Origin of the sequence: Desulfovibrio desulfuricans (genome assembly GCF_004801255.1) — a bacterium.
In the GTDB taxonomy this organism is placed as follows: domain Bacteria; phylum Desulfobacterota; class Desulfovibrionia; order Desulfovibrionales; family Desulfovibrionaceae; genus Desulfovibrio; species Desulfovibrio desulfuricans_C.
This window is the reverse complement of record NZ_CP036295.1, coordinates 593838-613144: the sequence shown is the minus strand read 5'-3', so window position 1 is coordinate 613144 and position 19307 is coordinate 593838. Positions and strand designations below refer to the sequence as shown.

20 protein-coding genes and 1 riboswitch are annotated in these 19307 nt (G+C 58.3%); of the genes, 6 read left to right on the top strand and 14 right to left on the bottom strand.

The genetic code is table 11. From position 1 onward, the window contains the following. From DDIC_RS02465 to DDIC_RS13760, 8 genes are all read right to left on the bottom strand, one after another. The gene (locus DDIC_RS02465; protein ID WP_136398985.1) at positions 1–1032 is read right to left on the bottom strand and encodes a nucleotidyltransferase family protein; all 1032 of its coding nucleotides are present in this window, start codon (positions 1030–1032) and stop codon (positions 1–3) included. Further along, on the bottom strand, positions 1032–2138 hold the full coding sequence (gene neuC, locus DDIC_RS02460; protein ID WP_247647523.1) for a UDP-N-acetylglucosamine 2-epimerase: 1107 nt from the start codon (positions 2136–2138) through the stop codon (positions 1032–1034). Before neuC ends, DDIC_RS02465 begins: the two co-directional genes overlap by 1 nt. A 44-nt stretch (positions 2139–2182) precedes the next feature. Further along, positions 2183–3196, bottom strand: a complete 1014-nt coding sequence (gene neuB / locus DDIC_RS02455; protein WP_136398983.1) for an N-acetylneuraminate synthase — start codon at positions 3194–3196, stop codon at positions 2183–2185. Continuing rightward, on the bottom strand, positions 3189–3833 hold the full coding sequence (locus DDIC_RS02450; RefSeq protein WP_136398982.1) for an acetyltransferase: 645 nt from the start codon (positions 3831–3833) through the stop codon (positions 3189–3191). The genes neuB and DDIC_RS02450 overlap by 8 nt, the downstream gene beginning before the upstream one ends. A 69-nt stretch (positions 3834–3902) precedes the next feature. After that, positions 3903–4580, bottom strand: a complete 678-nt coding sequence (locus tag DDIC_RS02445; protein WP_136398981.1) for a hypothetical protein — start codon at positions 4578–4580, stop codon at positions 3903–3905. Beyond that, the gene (locus DDIC_RS02440; protein ID WP_136398980.1) at positions 4580–5734 is read right to left on the bottom strand and encodes a LegC family aminotransferase; all 1155 of its coding nucleotides are present in this window, start codon (positions 5732–5734) and stop codon (positions 4580–4582) included. Before DDIC_RS02440 ends, DDIC_RS02445 begins: the two co-directional genes overlap by 1 nt. 25 nt (positions 5735–5759) lie before the next feature. Further along, on the bottom strand, positions 5760–6767 hold the full coding sequence (locus DDIC_RS02435; protein ID WP_136398979.1) for an NAD-dependent 4,6-dehydratase LegB: 1008 nt from the start codon (positions 6765–6767) through the stop codon (positions 5760–5762). Then, entirely contained in the window at positions 6767–6964 is a 198-nt protein-coding gene (locus tag DDIC_RS13760) for a hypothetical protein (RefSeq protein WP_168732449.1), read from the bottom strand. Before DDIC_RS13760 ends, DDIC_RS02435 begins: the two co-directional genes overlap by 1 nt. Before the next feature lie 1097 nt (positions 6965–8061). Here DDIC_RS13760 and DDIC_RS14030 point away from each other — a divergent pair. From DDIC_RS14030 to DDIC_RS02415, 4 genes are all read left to right on the top strand, one after another. Then, a complete protein-coding gene (locus DDIC_RS14030) occupies positions 8062–8184 on the top strand; it encodes a hypothetical protein (protein WP_282097275.1) in 123 nt (40 codons plus the stop codon). Between the two features lie 487 nt (positions 8185–8671). Further along, positions 8672–10312 carry a translation initiation factor 2 gene (locus tag DDIC_RS02425; protein WP_136398977.1) on the top strand — a complete coding sequence of 547 codons (1641 nt, stop codon included), beginning with the start codon at positions 8672–8674 and terminating at the stop codon, positions 10310–10312. 9 nt (positions 10313–10321) lie between these two features. Beyond that, positions 10322–11287, top strand: coding sequence for a glycosyltransferase family 2 protein (locus DDIC_RS02420; RefSeq protein ID WP_136398976.1), 966 nt, complete (start codon positions 10322–10324; stop codon positions 11285–11287). Beyond that, positions 11284–12246, top strand: coding sequence for a carbohydrate deacetylase (locus DDIC_RS02415; protein ID WP_168732448.1), 963 nt, complete (start codon positions 11284–11286; stop codon positions 12244–12246). Before DDIC_RS02420 ends, DDIC_RS02415 begins: the two co-directional genes overlap by 4 nt. A gap of 109 nt (positions 12247–12355) precedes the next feature. Here DDIC_RS02415 and DDIC_RS02410 read toward each other — a convergent pair whose 3' ends face one another. Beyond that, a complete protein-coding gene (locus tag DDIC_RS02410; protein WP_136398974.1) occupies positions 12356–13126 on the bottom strand; it encodes a methyltransferase domain-containing protein in 771 nt (256 codons plus the stop codon). 17 nt (positions 13127–13143) lie between these two features. On the opposite strand from DDIC_RS02410, the gene DDIC_RS02405 reads away from it, so the two are divergent. Then, positions 13144–13461 (top strand): hypothetical protein, encoded by a 318-nt coding sequence (locus DDIC_RS02405; protein WP_136398973.1) that lies wholly within the window; start codon positions 13144–13146, stop codon positions 13459–13461. Between the two features lie 251 nt (positions 13462–13712). Here DDIC_RS02405 and DDIC_RS02400 read toward each other — a convergent pair whose 3' ends face one another. Then, a complete protein-coding gene (locus DDIC_RS02400; protein WP_136398972.1) occupies positions 13713–14618 on the bottom strand; it encodes an AraC family transcriptional regulator in 906 nt (301 codons plus the stop codon). Between the two features lie 127 nt (positions 14619–14745). Between DDIC_RS02400 and DDIC_RS02395 the strand changes: the two genes are divergently transcribed. Then, positions 14746–15195, top strand: coding sequence for a GyrI-like domain-containing protein (locus DDIC_RS02395; RefSeq protein WP_136398971.1), 450 nt, complete (start codon positions 14746–14748; stop codon positions 15193–15195). 64 nt (positions 15196–15259) lie between these two features. Here the strand turns inward: DDIC_RS02395 and cobI are convergent, their stop codons facing one another. Genes cobI through DDIC_RS02375 form a run of 4 tightly spaced genes read right to left on the bottom strand, consistent with a single transcriptional unit; the run spans position 15260 to position 18896 of the window. Then, positions 15260–15967, bottom strand: a complete 708-nt coding sequence (gene cobI / locus DDIC_RS02390; RefSeq protein WP_136398970.1) for a precorrin-2 C(20)-methyltransferase — start codon at positions 15965–15967, stop codon at positions 15260–15262. Positions 15968–16004: 37 nt separating this feature from the next. Further along, the gene (locus DDIC_RS02385; RefSeq protein ID WP_247647522.1) at positions 16005–16892 is read right to left on the bottom strand and encodes an ABC transporter substrate-binding protein; all 888 of its coding nucleotides are present in this window, start codon (positions 16890–16892) and stop codon (positions 16005–16007) included. Beyond that, positions 16831–17817, bottom strand: coding sequence for an ABC transporter ATP-binding protein (locus DDIC_RS02380; protein WP_247647521.1), 987 nt, complete (start codon positions 17815–17817; stop codon positions 16831–16833). The genes DDIC_RS02385 and DDIC_RS02380 overlap by 62 nt, the downstream gene beginning before the upstream one ends. After that, entirely contained in the window at positions 17817–18896 is a 1080-nt protein-coding gene (locus DDIC_RS02375; protein WP_136398969.1) for a FecCD family ABC transporter permease, read from the bottom strand. The genes DDIC_RS02380 and DDIC_RS02375 overlap by 1 nt, the downstream gene beginning before the upstream one ends. 210 nt (positions 18897–19106) lie before the next feature. Beyond that, a riboswitch (cobalamin riboswitch) is annotated at positions 19107–19284 on the bottom strand. Positions 19285–19307: the final 23 nt, after the last annotated feature.

The window sequence follows — 19307 nt, the reverse complement described above, 5'->3', positions numbered from 1 at the left end:
TCAAAACTCGTCTTGCGCGCGCTTGTAGTCGGGCAACTGCCCTATATCCAGCCAGTAGTCGTCTGTTTCCATAATTCTGGGGCACTGGCCCGCCCGCAAAAGTTCCTGGAACAAATCCGGCATATCAAAAAACGTATTGGAGGGAATCATGGGCAAGACGGCAGGCGACAGCGCATAAATGCCAGCACTGATATGAACATTGAAAACAGGTTTTTCTTTGATGCCTGTGAGATTGCCCTTTCCATCGTTTTCGACAACGCCATAAGCGATCTGTACGGAGTGTTTTCTGACTACCATGGTTGCCGAATTGTCGTGGGCCTGATGCTCATGTATCAAACAGCGCATATTGAGGTGTGTCAAAATATCGGCGTTGGCGACAAGAAACGGCATTGTCTGGGGCGGCAACAGCGAGAGCGCGCCCGCCGTACCCATACGTTTGGGTTCGCGCAGATATTGAATCTGGCAGCCGAAGCGTGAACCATCGCCAAAATAGTCAATGATTATCTCCGACAGATAGTTCACCGCCAGGAAAAAATTGCGAAAGCCCACATTGATAAAATTTTCAAGAACAATCTGCAGAATCGGCTTCCCCGCGACGTCAAGCATGGGCTTGGGGCAGTTTTGGGTCAGCTCGCCCAACCGCGTTCCCAAGCCTCCAGCCATAAGCACCACGCTATTGGGAAGTGGGGTTACCCCCTTCAGGCTTTTCAGGCTCCAGACATGGCGCACAGTGCCATCGTCTCCCAGTACCGGCAGGTGGGTAAGGGATGCTGTTTCCATCAAATACAGGGCCTGCACTGCGGATGTGGTGGTATCCACAACGTGGGGAGATGGTTGCATGAGCGTGTGGACGGGGCTTTCCAACGATATGCCCGCCAAAAGTCCACGACGGACATTTCCATCGGTGACAACGCCAACGAGTTTGTCTTCAGTATTGGTTACAAGGGCGAACTGCTCTCCAGTACTGTTAATAAGTGTGAGCGCGTCCCGCACAGATTGCTCGGGGTAAAGGCGCAACTCCTTCCAGATCATCAGTACCTCGCAATGTCGTAAAATACTTTTTTAAGTATACTTTCAAGGGGGAAAGTTAGCAATATTTCGGCAATCGCGGCACTGGTTCCGTTTTTTTCGTAGGGATTAGGCGTAATACGTGCGTATTCCCGAAATTGCAGAGTCAGAGCCCTTGCCATGGTTGTGACGATATCGCCCGCCTGTGATGGGCAGTGCAAAACAGCCGATGAAGCAATACGCCCCTGCTGCCGGTCGCCGATATTGACCACCGGTGTACCCAGAGAAGGGATCTCCACGACACCGCTGGAAGAATTTCCCACCACGCAGGCGGCATATTTTGCGGCGGAAAGATAACGCAGCACCCCCAGAGAGGTAAACAACCGCACCCGCTCAGGCTGTTGCTGACTCCATTCCTCCAGCAAGCGGTTGATCAGCCCCCCGCCGGGGTCGGCATTGGCGCCAGTGACGATAACCGCATGGTCCACATACCTTTCCAACGCCTGTTGCACCTCCAGCCACTGCGTTTCCTCTTGCCCCGGCTCCAGCGTCACGGGATGGAAAGTACACAAAAAATACGGACGACCTGCTTCAAGGCGCAAATACTCCCGGACGGAAGCTTCGTCCAGCAGAGGGAGTGAAAGTGCGTTTTCCACGCCCAGTGCACCCACATTCCACACGCACTGGGGCTGTTCACCCAGTTGGATGACACGCTGGCGGTACTGTTCGCAAGAAGTGAAGTGCAGGTGAGCCAGCTTTGTCACCGCGTGGCGAAAATTGTCATCCATGGCTCCACGGGTGATTTCGCCGCCGTGAATGTGCGCCACAGGTACCTGCATCATGGCGGCGGCAGTGGCCGCGCCAAGGCATTCGTACCTGTCGCCCAGCAAAACAAGAAGGTCAGGTTGCAGGCGTGTGAGAGCCGCACCGGTTTCCGCAATCATTGTACCCAATGCGCCGCAAAGATGTTCGGGGGAGTCCTTTGAAAAGTTTAGGGGAACCATGACGTCTGGCTCAAAGCCGTCACTGCGTATTTCCGTCAGTGTGTAGCCGTGGGCATGGGACAAATGCGTCCCGCTCACAATCAGTTGCAAGCGACACTGGCGGCCTTCGCGCAGGCACAGCAGCAAGGGGCGTAGCAGGCCGTATTCCGCCCGTGTTGCCGTAAAAACGGCTATGGTTCGCACAGCAGTTCATCCTCGGCATAGTCACGCGTTGCAACCTTGCCAACAAATTCGTCCCATCGCATGGGAGAAATGCCGTTGCCAGGGCGCTTGACGGTCATGTTTTCTTCATTGAGCAGGTCCCCTTTTTTGATGGGCCGCGCCGCCACAAGGCTCTTGCGCGCCACAGCCATGTTGAGGATTTCTGCCTGTGCCGGGGCCTTGACTCCATCGCCCATGGCACGTTCCACCCTGCGGATGCCCGCGACCATAGCCCGCAGTTCGTCAGGCTCCAGGCTGGCCTTGTGATCCGGGCCTTCCATATTTTTGTCCAGAGTAAAATGCTTTTCAATGACCGTTGCGCCCAAGGCCACCGCCGCCAACGGCACTTCAATGCCTTGCGTGTGGTCGGAATAGCCCACGCCCGCGACACCCGGAAAACCCTCGCGCAGGGTCAGCATGGCGCGCAGATTCACCGAGTCCAGGGGAGCAGGATACTGGGTGGTGCAATGCAGCAAAGTGATGCGAGCGCGGGGGGTGCCTGCCGCCTCCAGAATGCGCATGGCATCGGCCACTTCTCCAATGGTGCTCATGCCTGTGGAAAGGATGATGTCTTTTCCCAAGCTGCCAACTTTGCGCAGGTAGGGCAGGTTGGTAATTTCGCCAGAAGGAATTTTGAAGACGGACATCCCTAGATAGGCGAGAAAATCAATAGAAGGGAAGTCGAATGGCGTGGACAAAAATGCGATGCCCTGTTGCTGGCAGTAGCTCATAAGCTGCCGATGATCGTCCTCGCTCAATTCGAGCCTGCGCAGCATTTCAAGCTGGGATACGTCAGCATCTGTTGTTGCCTGCTGGTACAGGGCTTTGGGTGCGTTGCAAGAAGCCAGACAGGAGGCTCTGAACGTCTGAAATTTTACCACATTCGCCCCTGCCGCCGCCGCCGCGTCTACAAGTCGCAGAGCCAAGTCAAGGCTACCGTTGTGGTTGACGCCGGCCTCGGCAATGATGTGGCATCTAGACATCTTTTTTCCCCCTGATAATGGCATTATCAGGGATATCGGCATGCACGTTGGCACCACATCCGATAATGACGTTTTTTCCAATGCGTACATTTTGTCGAATGACGGCACCAGCACCAATAAAGGAACCGCTACCAACACTGACACCACCGCAAAGGATTGCTCCAATTGCGATATGGCAGTGAGATGCGATGGAACAGTCATGCTCAACAAGGCTCTTTGAATTGATAATGCAATTATCAGCCAAAGAGGCTCCCGCGTTGATAAGCGCCATGTGCATGACAACATTACCAGCGCCCATGGATGCGTGCCTCGACACATGTGCAGAAGGGGAAACCACTGAAGGCAGTTCAAAACCCATGCCGCGTAGCTTGAAAAAAAGATTCTGCCTGGGGGTTGAGCTTTTTATTTGGCCCACAGTGATAACCGCGCGGGAAAACCGCAAACGCAACTCTGGCAGATCTGCATCGCGCCCGAGGGCAGAATACCCAAGCACCGGATTGAGGGGACATTCAAGCCCGTGTACAATGCCCGCAATCTCCATATTGGCCGACTCCAGCACATCAATAACCGCCCGGCAATGCCCTCCCCCACCGACAAGCAGGATGGGCGCGAAAATTTCACTTATAATGTTATCCATGGCGTTTTAGTAACAGCGAGCATTGTTGTAGGTTACACCGGGCAACATGTCTGCCAACAGTACATCACCCTAAGCAGTGAATGGTGACAACTGGCTATACCGCTCTTGATGTAATCTTTTTATCACCAGATTGGGCGAGACGCCAAATACCAGCGAATTGTCTGGAATATCAGAATTAATAACCCGAGCCCCAGATCCAAGCACGACATTGTTTCCAACAACGCACTGGCCAATCACCGCGCTGTGCGCATACAGGATAACATTTTTCCCAATGGTCGGGTATTGCCGTTCTTCTGCGGCATCAATACTCCCGCCAATAGTGACGCCCTGAAATACTGTTAAAAAATCTCCCAACGCAGCCCGCCCAATAACAGTTCCCAATGGATGTTCAAAAAATACATGCGGCGGGAGGGACGCACCATACATATCAACAGAAAACACGCTCCGGCAAACCACATACAGTGCGTCGAACAAATCCGTATTGCATAAATATTTTCTCATATTATGCGTGTATATACACATAAATGAAGCGTGCAGTATGGAAGGAATGATTTTTCTTTTATAGCCAGCAACACAGGCACAGGCTTCAGCCAAGGTTATCGGCGAATATTTACGTAACAATTTTTCTTCAATTTCTGATATGTCGTAAAGCAGAGCAAGCTGCCTTTTGAGAAAGGATATGCACTGGCTGTCCAAGTTTCCCATGTCTTGGCAACCATGCCTCAAAGGCTTCTTATGTTCTTCCATCAAGACACTCCACTGGGCAGATTGACCAACCTGTCAGAAATTTCAGTGGTCACAGCAAGGGCATCTTGCATGCAGCCTCTGTACATGGGCAGGGTGTGCAAGGGCTCCCACACCGGACGCGTCATAACCCCCGCGGCATTGCTGGCTTCAAGAAAGGCATCGCGCTCCGCGCGGTTACGGGCAAGTACGGCACAGAGCCAGTAGTTACTCACGCTGCCTTCTGTTTCTGGTATAAACTGCCAGTCACTGTTGGCGAAAAGCTGGGCATAGGCGGCTGCCCGGGCACGTTTTTCTTGTAAAAAATCTGGCAACATTTCCAGTTGCGCGCAGCCCATGGCCGCATTCAGGTTGGGCATACGAAAATTCCAGCCCACATGGTCGTGCTGGTATAGCCATTTGTGCGGCACCTTGGCCGTGGTGGTCAAGTGTTTGGCCCTTTTTCCAAGCTCCGTATCATTGGTCAGGATGGCCCCGCCGCCGCCCGTGGTGATAATTTTGTTACCATTGAAGGAAAGCGCCCCCAAGATGCCGAATGTGCCGCAATGACGCCCGCTGACGGTACTGCCCACGGCCTCTGCTGCGTCCTCCACCAACGGGATGCCCCAAGCCTCGCAAATTTCCGCTAGGCTTTCAATACGACAAGGCAAACCAAAGGTATGCATGGGCACGCAGGCCGCCACGCGTTTTCCCGTGGCCTTGTGACGGCAGCCGCCCGAGGCAGGCTCGCAGTATGCCTGAAGAAAGGCCGACAAGGCTTTCGGGCTAAGACCAAGCGTGTCCGGGTCAATATCAAGAAATACCGGCTCCGCCCCCAGGTGCGCCGCAGCATTGACCGTGGCAACAAAGGAAATCGCCTGTGTCAGCACGAGATCGCCGGTCTTGACGCCCGCCAGAATCAGACACATCTCCAAGGCCGCCGTGCCATTGACGCAGACCACGGCGCGCGCGGCCCCCGTGGCTTCTTCGAGCATCCGCTCAAAACGGTCCACATAGGCCCCAACAGATGAAACATAAGTGGAGTCGATGGCGTCCAGCACATATTCCCTTTCGGCTCCACGAAAAACCGGAGCGTGCAGGGGCAGATAGCCCTGGGGCATGCCGTTGATCTGGCGGATATCAGCCAGCAACTGCGCAAAAGAATCAGCTGCAGGCATGCTTGGTTGATCTCGCTGATTGTTATCAGACATTATAAATACCACTCTTGTATCCGGCAAGATTGGCTGGTTGTGCAAACCACTGCACGGTTTTTTCAAGCCCTTGCCTGAAGCCTTCCAGGCCACCATGCTCGGGCTTCCAGCCAGTGAGCGAAGCCAGCCGCGTATTGTCAGCCCACAGGCGTTCCACTTCGCTGTTCTTGGGGCGCAGGCGCTGTTCGTCACAAACAATTTCAATATCCGTTCCCATAACCTGGGCAATCATGCGGGCGGTGTCCCCCATGCTGACCTCAAAGCCGGAGCCGCCATTGAACACCTCACCGACAATATTTTGCAGCGGACATTCCAGCATGGCAATAAAGGCGTTGGCGGTATCCGTCACATAGGTAAAATCGCGGGTGGGGTGCAGGCTGCCCAGCTTGATGCGGCGCTCGCCGTTGGCAATTTGCGTGATGATGGTGGGGATGACCGCTCGCGCGGACTGACGCGGCCCGTAGGTATTGAAAGGCCGCAGAATGCTCACCGGCTGGCCGAAAGACCGATAAAAGCTCAGAACAAGCTGATCCGCCGCGATTTTTGTCGCAGAGTACGGCGATTGCCCCTGCAAGGGGTGCTCTTCGGTAATGGGGACAAACTGTGCGGTGCCGTAGACTTCGCTGGTGGAAGTGTGGATGCAGCGTTCCACCTCAAGGTCACGGGCAGCCTGAAGGATGTTGAGCGTCCCCTTTATATTGGTATCCACATAAGCATCGGGCGAATGATAAGAATAGGGGATGGCAATAAGGGCCGCCAGATGCAGGACGGCATCACAGCCTTTCACCGCAGTGCGCATGCCATTGGGGTCGCGGATATCACCAGCAAAAATTTCCATCTCGCCCACAAGCGGCGAATGATCGAGCCAACCCCAAGAATTGAATGAATTGTATTGCGTAAGCGCCTTGACCGTATAGCCTCGTTGCACAAGTCTTTCGCACAGGTGGGAGCCTATGAAGCCATCAGCGCCAGTGACGAAAATTTTCAAAGGAGTTGCCATCAACTATCCTTTTCTATTTCTGTTCCGGCAAACCCGCCGGGTAATTCTTGTTCTATGCTGCCGCACAATGCCGCAGTATAATCAGGCAGAACATGATCTGCACTTCCTGCCATACGCATATGACCTTTGTCCAGACAGATGACGGAATAGCAGTTTTCCACGGCTCTTAACTGATGCGCCATAATGACCATGGTCATTATGGCGCAAGGACAGGGTGGCGTGGTGAATGTACCTTTTATTCTCCATATCAATGGAGCTTGTGGCTTCATCAAAAATAATCAGCTCCGACTCGCTGGACAACACCCTTGCAATAGCCGGTCTCTGCGCCTGTCCACCCTGCATACGCACAGCAAGTCTTCGGGTTCGCTTGATATCATTGTCCAACTCATCGATAAAATCAAGAGTCAGTCCTTTCACTCCATGTTTTGATGCGGTTCGTTTGCCATGCGGCATCAACATACTTCCATCTCAGTTTGCGTTGCACACTCCAGCGTTAACCCGCGCCCGTGAGCAGTTCCTTTTTGGCCTGTGCGTGTTGCCGTGGCAATGATGCGGGACCGTCCATCCTGCGCCGTCACGCCTTCCAGGGGAGACTGGCTTCCACGACGAGCCGACACGCGATTTGAACGTGGTAGTGTTTTTTTTGATGGTTTGGTCGCGTTGACGCGCTTTTTGCAATTCAAGGAAAATTATGGGCAACTCGGGGAGTGTGGTTGATTTCTTGCCGGATTTGGCACATTCACCATCGTCATTTTCCGTAAACATGCCCTGCGGATCAGCCTCGGGCAAAGGAACCACCGCGAGGGAACTTTGCCCTGCCCTGACTCTGCATGCGTCAGTTTGGTAACCAGCCCCAAGGAGTTGGGCTGCTCACCGGCACTGGGTACTGGCATAGCCAGATGCCATTCTGGCGGCACAGATCGACAACACGAACACCAGCCTCAGCTGCCACAATATCCCACAATAACCTGCGCTTCGGTGAATCTGCTATGTTCCATTTTAGTGTTCCTATGGCAGGGATTCTAACTTTTCAATGGCATGCTTTTCTGGGGGAAGGCCAATTTTTTCTTGGAGACGCTATGCCCCCGCCTTTGAGGTAGAGCCGCCAAAATAGCAACAAATACAACAAAACAAATATATTTCAATCAGTTACAAAAGGCACTTGGTCATGGCATTGCTGGCCTCCAAGATATTTTTTTCCGCCCCCCCCAAGACCATTGCGCCCGCCCCACTGACGTGCTAGTTTTTTCCCACGGAGTTTATTTCGCAACCACCTATTGCAAGGAGGCAGACTATGGAAAATGCCGTTTTGTTGGGGTCCGTCGGATGGCGCATTGAGGATTCGATCCTCGGCTCTGTTTGGGATGGTTGGATGAACTGGTGGCGCAGCATGCTGTCAGCCGCTGACCGTTTTTGAACACAGCCTGTGCTCCGCACGCTGGTATCAACCTGTGATTAAAGGCCGGGAACAATCCCGGCCTTTTAATTTGCGGCGGCATCTGCGCACCGTACACAGGGGCAGCCATATTTTTGTCTGGCGCGCAGCGTTGCAGCCTGCGGTTTGCTCATCGCAGGCCGGGCGCGCAGGCAACGGCTGATGTATTTATACACATATTGCGGGTGCTGCAGTGCCCTGACCTAACGCGCATCGTGAACAGAGCCCTTTTTTACAACAATGGCAACGCCAGATTTTTTCTTTTTCTGCGCGGCCAGTCTTCCGTCAGGGCGACAAGCCAACTAATTTTCAAGACAATAATGACGTTTGACTGGAATCTGCTTGTCAAAAGACGGACAAAACCCTATCGCTATCCTGCTACGATGAATGAATTTGTGTGGCACACCCTATTCTGGCATTCAACGGCTGACTGCTTTTTTGCATTCCTATCCACGTAGGTGCCTGGAACATGACCTCCAACACTCACCAAAGCTACATATTATGGGATGCGGCCTTTGTAGGCGTTATTGCGGCGTATGTGCTGTTTGGCCTTTGGGGTGTGAGCCTTCTTTCCTGTGACGGACTCAAGATCAGCAGCGATCTGTGCTGCTATGTGCAAAACATTGCGGGCGAACTGCACCGCGAGCTCTTCAGCCAGGATCCTCTGCTGGCTGCGCCAACCACGGCCAACTCCATCATCAGCCTTGAATCGACGCTGGCGCGCCTGCTGCAGCCAGGCGACGACATTGTTCAGGGCCTGCTGCGCGCTGGTGCAGCGGGGGCCTTCCTTCACTATGTAGCCTGCTACTATCTTGGCCGCCGCCTATGGGGCTCCCCACTGCTTGCCGCCCTGTTTGCCCTGCTGACGGGCGTGACGGTCTGGGTCAGCTTTGGCACATACTGGGGCTTCGGCTCTGGCGACATCACCCCGCGCGTTTTTTATGCGGCCCTCTTTCCCCTTTTGCTGGCTGCTACCCTTTCCGCGCTGGACAAACCCCAGTTACGGCCCCTCATACTCTTTGCCTCAGGCTGCGGCATGTACCTGCACAGCATCAGCTCGCTTGTGGTCAGCTGCATGCTTTTTACCGTTTTTTTCTTTCACCGGGCCAAGGGCGACAGCCTGCCGCGTCACGCGGGCTGGCTGCTGCTCAGTCTTGCGGCATGGTGCATCCCCACGCTGCTGTACCTGTGCAGCGCCATCAAATCAGCCACGGTGTTTTCGGCCAACGATCTTGCGGTGTTCCAGCAGGTATTCGACCGCCGCTTTCTTGAAGACGAAGGCGGCCTCTGGAACAGGCTGGTCGGCCACCTGCATCACCGCAGCGACTGTTTTCCGCTGCTTGTGTCCGGCGTTGTCAGTTTTTTTATTGTACGGCGTTGCGGCTCGCCGATCATGAAGCGTCTGGCCTCCATTGTGCCCACCCTCATATTGGGGGTTGGCATTGTCGTGCTGCTTTCTGTAGTGGAGACGAGCATTGCCGAGATGCTCCACCGGCTGCCCATGGGCGCGGAGTTGCCCCGTGGCGTACGATTTATTATTTTTCTGTGCTGGCTCATGATTGTCGGCGCTTTTGCCTGTCTATGGCAACGCGCCCCCAGATGGGCAGGGCTGGCGGCAATTGCCGCTGTCGTCTGCGTGCTTGTTTTTGACCAGGGACGCTGGGCCTCAGGCGTGCGGTTTGCCTTTGCGCATTCGCTCAACCTGCCCTTGCCGAAGCATGCGCAGCACGTTTTGAGCAGAGGGGCAGACTATGCCGAGGCGCTGCAGGCGATAGAAAAATTTGTGCCTCAAGGCGCCCCCCTGTTTGCCGAGCCGGATGCCATGGCCGTCCGTTACCGGCTGTACAGGCCCCTGTCCTATGCCTTCAAGGACGGCTCTTCATATCTTTACAGCCAGGATGCACAAGGGGCGGCACGCTGGCTTGACCTTGTCACCATACGCGATAAACAGGGGTTAACGGCGGCATGGCTGGCATCAGGTACCGAGTGGATATTGTGCGGCAAAAAGTCCGAGCGTGAGAACATCGCGCGCCAGGGTACCATCGTGTGGAGCAGTAACCGCTGGTTTATTGCCAAACGCGGCATTGCGGCAGAAATTGCAACCCCGTGAGACCATCACATGCGTCAAACCACACTCTCTGTTGTTGCACCTGTCTATTGCGAAGGCGCCCACCTGCCCGAATTTGTAAACGCGCTGGCGGCGGAGCTTGCCCGGCTTAAAGACGACTGCGGCGCAAGCTACGAGATCGTGCTGGTTGACGACGGCTCCACCGACGAAACATGGGAAGTCATGCGCGCGCTGACCGGGCAACATGCCTGCCTGCGCTGCCTGCGCCTGAGCAGAAATTTTGGCAAGGATGCGGCGCTCTCCGCCGGGCTGGCGGCTGCCCGAGGCGATGCCGTCATAACCATGGACAGCGACATGCAGCACCCTGTCGCGCTCATCCCCGAGATGGTCGCCCTGTGGCGTACCGGCGGGGTTGACGTGATTGATGTGCGCAAGCAGGAACGGCAGGAGGAATCACTGTTAAGCAGGTGTTGCGCCGTGTCGTTCTACCGCATTTTTCAGATGCTGACCTCATACGATCTCAAGGGTTCAGGCGACTTCAAACTTCTTGACCGCAAGGTGGTCGAAGCCTGGAAGAGCCTGGGCGAGCGCAAGCTTTTTTATCGCGGCCTGACCTCGTGGATGGGCTTTCGACACGAGCAGATACTGTTTACGCCCTGCGCCCGCTGCGGCGGCGCAAGCAAATGGAGCATGGCCCGCAGGGTGACCCTGGCTGTCGACTCCATGACGTCGTTCAGCGGCAAGCCCCTGCTGATCATAGGCGTCATTACCCTGCTGTTTTACGCGCTATCGTTTTTTGTGGGCTGCGAAGCGCTCTGGAGCTACCTTGCAGGGCATGCGCATTCGGGCTTTACCACCGTTATCCTGCTGATCCTGCTTACCGGCAGCGCCATACTCACCGGCCTGTGCATCATGTCGGCCTACATTCACCACGCCTTTATCGAGTTGAAAGGCCGCCCCCGCTACCTGCTGGCCGAAACGCTGGAAGCCGACAATACGGCGCACCCCGGGCCATGAGCGGACAAAACGCGGCAGACCAACACGCCATGCGCTTTATCGTCCATGCGGACGACTGCGGCCTGACCCCCTCTATCAGCGCGGACATCCTCGACTGCCTCGCCCACGGCCCGCTCAATTCCGTTTCTGTCGTCATGGGCGGCTCAGACACCAAAGCAAGCCTGCAAGCTCTTGCAGGCTTGCCGCGCACGCGCGTATGCCTGCACCTCAATATCCTTGAAGGGCGCTGCTCCGCGCCCATAGGGCAAGTGCGCCCCCTGGTCGACGAGGCCGGTGTCTTTCGCTACGGACTGGGGCAGATGCTCGCAGCGCTGGCCGCCGGTACCGCAGCCCGTAAAAAGGCCCTGCTCTTTGCCATACGCACAGAGCTGGAGGCGCAGATAGACGCCTTTGCCGCCGGTATTGGATGTTTGCACCAGCGAAGCGGGCTGCATCTGGACGGACACCTCCACATCCACTGCATCCCTGCGCTGCAGCAAACCATGGCCGAGCTCATGCATGAGCACAGGCCCAGCTATGTGCGTTTGCCAAACGAGCCTGCCCATCTGGCCCCGTTGCCGTTATTGCCGCTGCTTGTGGGCTGCGCCCGGCGCGCCCTGCTTACGCACTGGTCAGCAGGCTTTGTCCGCCTGCTGGACAGCATGGGCATTGCCCACAACCAGTATCTTTGCGGGCTTGTGGCAGGCGGCAACCTCACCGCCGCCAGAGTTGCGGCCTCGCTGTCCGCCATACAGCTCAGACGGCAGCCCTCGCCGCTGGTGGAAATAATGTGCCACCCAGGCGGGATCAGCGCTCAAGACGCAGACAGCCGCATCCGCCACAATGGCTTTTACCAAAGTCCCGCCCGACAGACCGAAAAAAAAATGCTGCTTGACGGCAGCCTGAGCCATGTTCTGGCCCGCTACGGTACGGTAACGGACGTTGCGGCAGACACGCCGCCTCCCTGCCCAACCTGCTGATTGCCCTGGCCGCTACGCGCCGGTCTTTCCCTGGTTGCCAAAAAACAAGTCGGCCCCGAGGGACAACCTCGAGGCCGACAAAGTATCAGACGTTCACGCCGCTCGAGCGCTATTGGCCGCGTATCCAGTAGGTTTCAAAACCGTCTTCAAGCCAGCCGTCCCGCACCTTGGTGAAGCCAGCCTCCTTGAAAAGATCCCGGTATTCATCCTGCGTGCGCCGCCATCCCCAGAACTGCTGGCGGCGAATGCCCATATAGTGCAGCGCCGCGCGAATGCCTATCTTGATGGCGTTAACAAAGCTGCCGATAAAGGAGTCCTCCTCCAGCAGCGAGGCCGAGAGCAGCACAAGCTCGCCGCCCGGGGCAAGTTGGGCGCGCAGCTCCCACAGCAGATGCTGAAACTCGCGTGTGGGTATGCCATAATCGACAGTTGAGAGATAGATCATGTCGTACTGCACGTCCGAGGGCAGACACACAGGCGGCAGCCCGATGTATATGCGGTCGCTGGGTATATACTCCCGCAGCCACTTCATGCCCACAGTGCTTGGCTCGTTGACGTGCAGCTCAAGCTCCGGCATTTCTTCGAGCAAAATTCTTTCCATGTAGCCCACGCCGCTGCCTATGGAGAGCACGCGCACAGGTTCCTTACGGTCCGCCGGATCCTGCGCCAGTTTGGCGTGCAGCTGTCCGACGAGCCATTTGGCGTCTTTGCGCTTGTTTTCGCGCCACACAGACGGCAAATCGTCCCAGCTTTTGTACCGGCGAAACAGCTCTTCATAAAAAACCGCGTAGAACTTTGGTTCCGCCAGATGAAAGAAGGATATATGTGAAAAGGACGTAAAGGGTATGCCTTGCCAGCTTTCCTGATAAAAACGCCGCACGTTAAAGCCTCCGAGACATGGCCGCAAAAGCTTATTGTGCGCAGGATTGCGCCACAAACAGGCTTTCGATGCAAAAAATCATACCTCAACCGCCAGCAAGGCGCAATGCGCAGCAGCGGAGCACCGGCAAGTTGTGCGGCGATGAAACGCATCTGATCGCTGGCCAGCTCCACGGAGGCTGCAATTTGCGTGAGCGATTCGCCGAGAATGTGACCCGACGCGCGGCATTTTCAATGGTGGCTGCAGGCCTGCCCCCCCACGATGTTTTTGCGCGCGCCTTCCTGAATGCTCCAGATAACACCACCCACTTTCTGTGTGGCAGCCATTGTTTTTAGGCCAGGGTGCGCACCCTATCCGCCTGACGGACCTGTTCCACCGCCTCAAAGTTTTTTTGCTCGGCTCCGGCCATGTTGTTTTTCATGTTGCCCAACCATGTTTTGCAACCCAAGGTAAAGGCCGCCGGGTCATGCGCTGCTGGCAAAAAACCACGTTCGGGTCGCCGCCAGCGGTGCTTGCCGCCGCCTTGTCCGGATAACCGGGGCTTTACCATGCTTGTTGCATGACCGAGAGCGCCAGCAGCACGATTTTACCGCTGTTTAAGCGGAATGCATATTTCTGTAAGCAATTCATTTTCAGGCGTTGTTTTGGGAGAATTCCAGTATATTTCAAATCCAGGATCATTAAACGGCTCATGCCCGCTTTGCGGAAACCACATGCCAAACAGCGAGCGGTAGGCAGGATGCAGCAGCATATACGAGCCCTTGACCAGCAATGCGGCATATTTTTGCTCCCCGCCCACATGCCGCAAAAAAATATTTTCATCCAGCAACAAGGGGCGCAAGGCCTCGCAGGTTTCATTGAGCCCCTGGGGCAGGCTGACGCAGGCGTCCATGCGGCATTTGGGGGGCGGGGTGATGTCGGGGTTGTCGTAGCTGACGCCGTAGGCGACGGCCTGGGCAGAGAGCAGCCCGTTTTTTGCCAGCCCGCCGCACAGGGCGTCCCAGGCAGGGCCGCTCTCGTCGTATGCCCCGGTATGGCGCACGGCGGCAACGAGGCAGGGAGCAAATGTTTTTATGCGCACGTCCATGGGCGGGCAGTCGGGCATTTCGTGATAAAACAGGGGCCGCGCCATATCGCGCCTGCGGGCCGCCTCAAGATTTCCGCGCCTGCGGCGGTAGGCTGAGGGCAGCATGCCAAAATGCGCCCTGAAGGCCCGCGCAAAGGCGTCCATGCTTTCGTACCCCGCACCGAGGGCTATCTGCGTTACCGACTCGTCCGAATGCCCAAGCTGCATGGCCGCACGCTCAAGCCGCAGGCGGCGCACATAGGCCGCCACGCTTTCGCCCACCATGGCTGAAAAAATGCGGTGAAAATGGTAGGGCGAAAAACAGGCAATGCGGGCCAGCCCGTCCAGATCAGGCCGCTCGTCAAGGTGCTGCTCGATGTGCCGCAGCACACGGTTGATGCGCTGCTGGTAAGAAAGCGTTTCCAATGGTTCCTCCTCAGAGGCGACGCGCGCCGCCTCTCAAGGGTGGACAGAAGCGCAAAAAAAGTCGAGCGGGTTTTTTGCCGCTGTCCGATGCTGCCCCCAAGCACCATTACTTATCCAAGGAGCAGTTATGAACGGTTTTGATGTGAGCGTTGTTGATTTTTTGGCAAAACGGCTGGCGGGCATCAAGGTACGCACCTCGCTTGCCCAGGCGCAGCGCGACTGCCCGGCCCTGTGGCAGAACTTTTGCCGTCACGTGCCCGCAGGCTACCGCAAGGGCGTCTACGGCATATCCGTAATGCTCAACGCCCAGGATTTCGACTACTGGGCGGCGTTTGAGGCGGCTGACGGCCCGCTGCCGACGGAACTTGCGCCTGTGGAGATACCCGCAGGCGCGTACGCCCGCTGTCAGGTGCCCAACCTAGAGAGCATCGGGGCTGGCTACATGTTTTTGTACCAGACGTGGCTTGCCGGACAGAGCGAATGGAAGCTCAACGAACAGGCCTCCTGCTTTGAGCTGTACCAGGCGGACTGGACGCCCGCCTCGCCCTTTGAACTGTATATGCCGGTAAAACGCTGAGCGGCTAAGCGCGCAAGGGGGGCGGCGGCCTGGCCGCCCCCCCCTTGCGCGCGATTTTTTGCGTTTAGGCCTGCGGCTTTCGGCTCAAAATCAGCGACATGTAGGGCGGCGTGTTTTGCATGTCGCCAAGCCCCTGCCGCACGGTTTCGGCGGGCTGCTCCACATGGCTTGCCAGCAGGCACGAATCCAGCCGGTTTGTGGCGCTCAGCGCCTGGGCAATGGCGGGCAGATTGCGGTAGGCCTTCAATATCACGGCCGTGTCTGTTTGCCGCAGCGAATCTTCAAGACTCTCGCGGTTGTTGATGCCGGGGATGACGCGCAGGGTTTCGCTGTTTTCGCACAGCACGGTGCGGGTGCGGGCCGCCGCAGCCTGAAAGGACGTGATGCCGGGGATGACCTCGACCGTCAGATGCGGCGCGGTCTGGGCAAGCGTGCGCATAAGATAGCCAAAGGTGCTGTAAATCAGCGGGTCGCCGATGGTCAAAAAGGCGGCGCTCAATCCGCTCTCCAGCACCCCGACCGTGGTCTGGGCTGCCTCGCGCCAGGCCTCGCGCAGCACGGCCCGGTCGCGCGTCATGGGAAACTCCAGCCGCTGCACGCGCACATCCGCCCGCAGATGCGGCCGGGCGGTATCCAGCGCCGCAGAAAAATCATTGCGGGGCGACGCGGCGGCAAGTATCACATCCACCTCGCCCAGCACCCTGACCGCCCGCAGGGTCAAAAGGTCGGGCGCACCGGGGCCCACGCCCACACCGTACAGTATTCCACTCATTACATATCTCGCTTTAGAGGCTCAAAAAAATTGCGGCTCAACGGTGCAGCCAGGCGTCCAGCTCTTCCGCCGCATCCAGGGCGCGCGGGCCGGGACGGGCAAAACGCTCTTCGTCCACCACCAGCACACGCCCCTGGCGCACAGCGCGCAGATCCCTGAAGTGGTCGCGCTCCGTCAGCGGGGTCGGCGCAGGATTCATGGGGCCTTTCTGGATGATGTACGCATCGGGGTCGGCCGCCAGCAGGGCTTCCTCACTGAAGCGCACCAGCTTTTTGCCGTCGGTTACCACATTCTGCCCACCGGCAAGGGTCAGTATTTCGCTGCTGATGCCGCCCATACCGGCCGCCAGCAGATTGGGATAGCGCACTTCATAAAAAAACCGCGCCGCAGGTTTGCCCGCATTGCGGGCACGCAGGGCCTCAAGGCGCTGTTTCCAGGCCGCCACAAGGGCCTTTGCCCTTTCCTCGCGACCGGCAAGTCTCCCCAGAGTTTCCGTAACTTCAAACAGCCGCTCAAAGGAATTTACTTCAAACGTCAGTACGTTCAGTCCAAGAGAACGAAGGTTGTCGGTCTGGACCTGAGCCTCGCTGCGCCCCGCGAGCTGCAGCACCACATCGGGCCGTTGCGCCAGCACAAGCTCGGCATTGGGCCGCATGTGCGTGCCTATGGCGGGCAGGCTGGCAAGCTCCGGCAGGTTGCCGTCCGCCGCAGTGCGGGCCACCAGCAGATCGCCCGCGCCCATGGACAGAAAAATCTCGTTAAACGCGCCGTACAGGGCGATCACCCGCTGTACCGGGTGCGCAAACGTCACGCTGTTGCCCGTGTCGTCGACGACGACAATGGGAGACTCTGCCGCCGACGCCTCAGGGCTGGCGGCCCGTGCCGCCGGGACGGATACCGTCAGGGCCAGCGTCAGCAGGGGCAAAATCAGCGCCAGCGTCGCCAGCGCTTTTTTTGCCGTCCTTGCAGCTCCATGGGCCGGACGCGCTGGCAAGCAGCGCCTGCGGCAAGCCAAACCGGGGGTGGGGCAGCACGCAGATGGGTATATTGTAAAGCTCACCGAGATTCTCCTCTGTAAAAACCTGTGTCACCGGGCCGTCAAAAACAAGACCGCCGTTTTTGAGTCCCATGAGCCGCGTGGCGTACAGCGCAGCAAGATTGCAGTCGTGCACGGCCATAAGCACGCAGGCTCCGGCGGCGCGGCGGCGCTCAAGCAGGTCAAACAGATCGACCATGCGCGCCAGATCCAGACCGGCGGCCAACTCGTCCAGCAGCAGCAGGGGGCTTTCCTGCGCAAGGGCGCGGGCCAGCAACACCCGCTGCAGCTCGCCGCCCGAAAGCTCGCTGAGCCTGCGGTGCGCCAGGGGCATGGCGCCGGTTTCGTCCAGCGCCCTGTCCGCCGCCGCGTAATCTTTGCGTCTGTAGGCCCCCAGCCAACCAAGGTGGGCAAAGCGTCCCAGCAGCACCATCTGCCGCGCTGTGAGCCCCTGAGGCAGTTGCCCCCGCTGCGGCACCACGGCCACCATGCGGGCACGCTCGCGCGGAGGCAATGCCGCCAGCGGACGCCCTAAAAGCTCCACACTGCCCGCCTGCGGCGCAAGCACCCCCGAGATGGCTCGCAACAGCGTGGTCTTGCCGCTGCCGTTGGGGCCAAGCAGGGCCGCGCACTCCCCCGCCCGCAAACTGAAATCCACTCCGCGCAGCACGTCGCGCCCGCCGTAACCGGCACTGACGCCCGCCACCCGCACAACGGGCGGGCCGGATGCTTCGCCGCGCGGCGAGGCCTGAGCGGTTGTCGGCCCACGAGTCGCAGTCTGCCCCGGCACGGACATCCGGCATTCTTCCGCCATCAGCGCCTCCGTACCAGCAGGGCAAAAAACGGACCGCCAAGCAGGGCCGTCACTACGCCCACGGGCAGCTCCTGCCCGCCGGAGAGCACGCACCGCGCCAGCACGTCGGCCCAGACCAGCAGCACGCCGCCGCCCATAAAGGCCGCTGCCAGCAGGGGGCCGTGGCCCCAGCCCAGCAGCAGGCGCAGCACGTGCGGCACAACCAGCCCCACAAATCCGATAACCCCGGCCACAGCCACGCAGCCAGCCGTCATGCAGCTGGCCCCGGCCAGCAGCCACAAGCGGGCGCGCCCCACGTCAAGACCGGACTGGGCCGCCTGCTCGTCGCCCAGGGCCAGCACGTCCAGAGCGCGCCAGCCAAGCGCCGTTGCCAGCAGGCCGGGCACCACGGTGACCAGCAGCAGAGGCATACTGCTCCAGCCGCGCCCCTGAAAGGACCCCATGATCCAGAACACGATGCTGGTCACAGATTCTTCATTAAGGGCCTTTACCAGCGCCACCAGCGCGCCCAAAAACGCAGCCACGGCTATGCCCGCCAAAATAACGCTCTCACGGCTGAAGGCCCCGTCGCCGCGCCCGAGCCACAGTGCGCCGCCAAGCGCCGCCAGCGCGCCAAACAGCGCGGCAGGAGCCACCAGCCCCGCGTGGCTGAACCCGGCAAGCCCAGGCAAACCGCCAAGCAGCGCAACCAGCGGCCCGCCAAGCGCGATAGCCATACTGGCCCCGCAGGCTGCCCCGGCTGAAATACCCAGCGTAAACGGATCAGCCAGCGGGTTGCGCAAAACGCCCTGCAAGGCTGCCCCGGCCATGGCCAGAGCGCCGCCGCACAAGGCGGCCAGACATACGCGCGCCAGCCGTATGCTGACCACAACGCCGGTAAGCGCGGAATCATCCGGCGCTGGCGCAAGACCGACAACAGCCGCCAAAGCGCGAAACACGCTCTGAGCGCTCAGGGGCACAGGTCCCGGCAAGCAGGCCAGCGGCAGTGAAAGCAGCCACAAGACGGCCAGACCGGCAAACACCGGCCAAAGCCTGCGGGATTGCGAGGAGGAGGGAGTAGATGCGGAGATTCTGGTCATGCCGGTCCTCTGCCTTGCCCAGCGGGCAAACGCGGGCCAAAGCGTGGCTGGCCCTGGGCAGACCATTGCCTCTTGGCGGCCAGCGCCGCCCGGGCATAAAAAAAGCCTCTTCCACTCGTGGTGGAAGAGGCCCGTATTTCCTCTTTCCTGCCGGCAAAAACCCGTTGCCGTGGGGCGGTCGCGCCGCACCGAGATGCCGTCATTCCATGACGCGCACCGTGGGGCATGGCAGGTCTTCCGGCTTGGTTCCCCTGCTCCGGCCTTCCCGTTTCCAGTGGCGCTAGATGGAGCAAGGTTAAGAACCTTACGGCGGCGGGTCCGCTCCCGTTTTACACGGGATTCCCTTTTCAAGCCGGTTTCCCGGCTACCAATGCCGCCAACACTCTAGGCGCGGGCTTGCGGCCTGTCAAT

Coding starts and splice junctions, on each gene's coding strand:
- DDIC_RS02395 (WP_136398971.1), top strand. CDS start 14,746: ATGAACGGTTTTGATGTGAGCGTTGTTGATTTTTTGGCAAAACGGCTG.
- DDIC_RS14030 (WP_282097275.1), top strand. CDS start 8,062: ATGGAAAATGCCGTTTTGTTGGGGTCCGTCGGATGGCGCATTGAGGAT.
- cobI (WP_136398970.1), bottom strand. CDS start 15,967: ATGAGTGGAATACTGTACGGTGTGGGCGTGGGCCCCGGTGCGCCCGAC.
- DDIC_RS02465 (WP_136398985.1), bottom strand. CDS start 1,032: ATGATCTGGAAGGAGTTGCGCCTTTACCCCGAGCAATCTGTGCGGGAC.
- DDIC_RS02445 (WP_136398981.1), bottom strand. CDS start 4,580: ATGGAAGAACATAAGAAGCCTTTGAGGCATGGTTGCCAAGACATGGGA.
- DDIC_RS02420 (WP_136398976.1), top strand. CDS start 10,322: ATGCGTCAAACCACACTCTCTGTTGTTGCACCTGTCTATTGCGAAGGC.
- DDIC_RS02440 (WP_136398980.1), bottom strand. CDS start 5,734: ATGCCTGCAGCTGATTCTTTTGCGCAGTTGCTGGCTGATATCCGCCAG.
- DDIC_RS02425 (WP_136398977.1), top strand. CDS start 8,672: ATGACCTCCAACACTCACCAAAGCTACATATTATGGGATGCGGCCTTT.
- DDIC_RS02415 (WP_168732448.1), top strand. CDS start 11,284: ATGAGCGGACAAAACGCGGCAGACCAACACGCCATGCGCTTTATCGTC.
- DDIC_RS02450 (WP_136398982.1), bottom strand. CDS start 3,833: ATGGATAACATTATAAGTGAAATTTTCGCGCCCATCCTGCTTGTCGGT.
- neuB (WP_136398983.1), bottom strand. CDS start 3,196: ATGTCTAGATGCCACATCATTGCCGAGGCCGGCGTCAACCACAACGGT.
- DDIC_RS13760 (WP_168732449.1), bottom strand. CDS start 6,964: ATGACCATGGTCATTATGGCGCATCAGTTAAGAGCCGTGGAAAACTGC.
- DDIC_RS02405 (WP_136398973.1), top strand. CDS start 13,144: ATGGCCGCAAAAGCTTATTGTGCGCAGGATTGCGCCACAAACAGGCTT.
- DDIC_RS02435 (WP_136398979.1), bottom strand. CDS start 6,767: ATGGCAACTCCTTTGAAAATTTTCGTCACTGGCGCTGATGGCTTCATA.
- DDIC_RS02375 (WP_136398969.1), bottom strand. CDS start 18,896: ATGACCAGAATCTCCGCATCTACTCCCTCCTCCTCGCAATCCCGCAGG.
- DDIC_RS02380 (WP_247647521.1), bottom strand. CDS start 17,817: ATGGCGGAAGAATGCCGGATGTCCGTGCCGGGGCAGACTGCGACTCGT.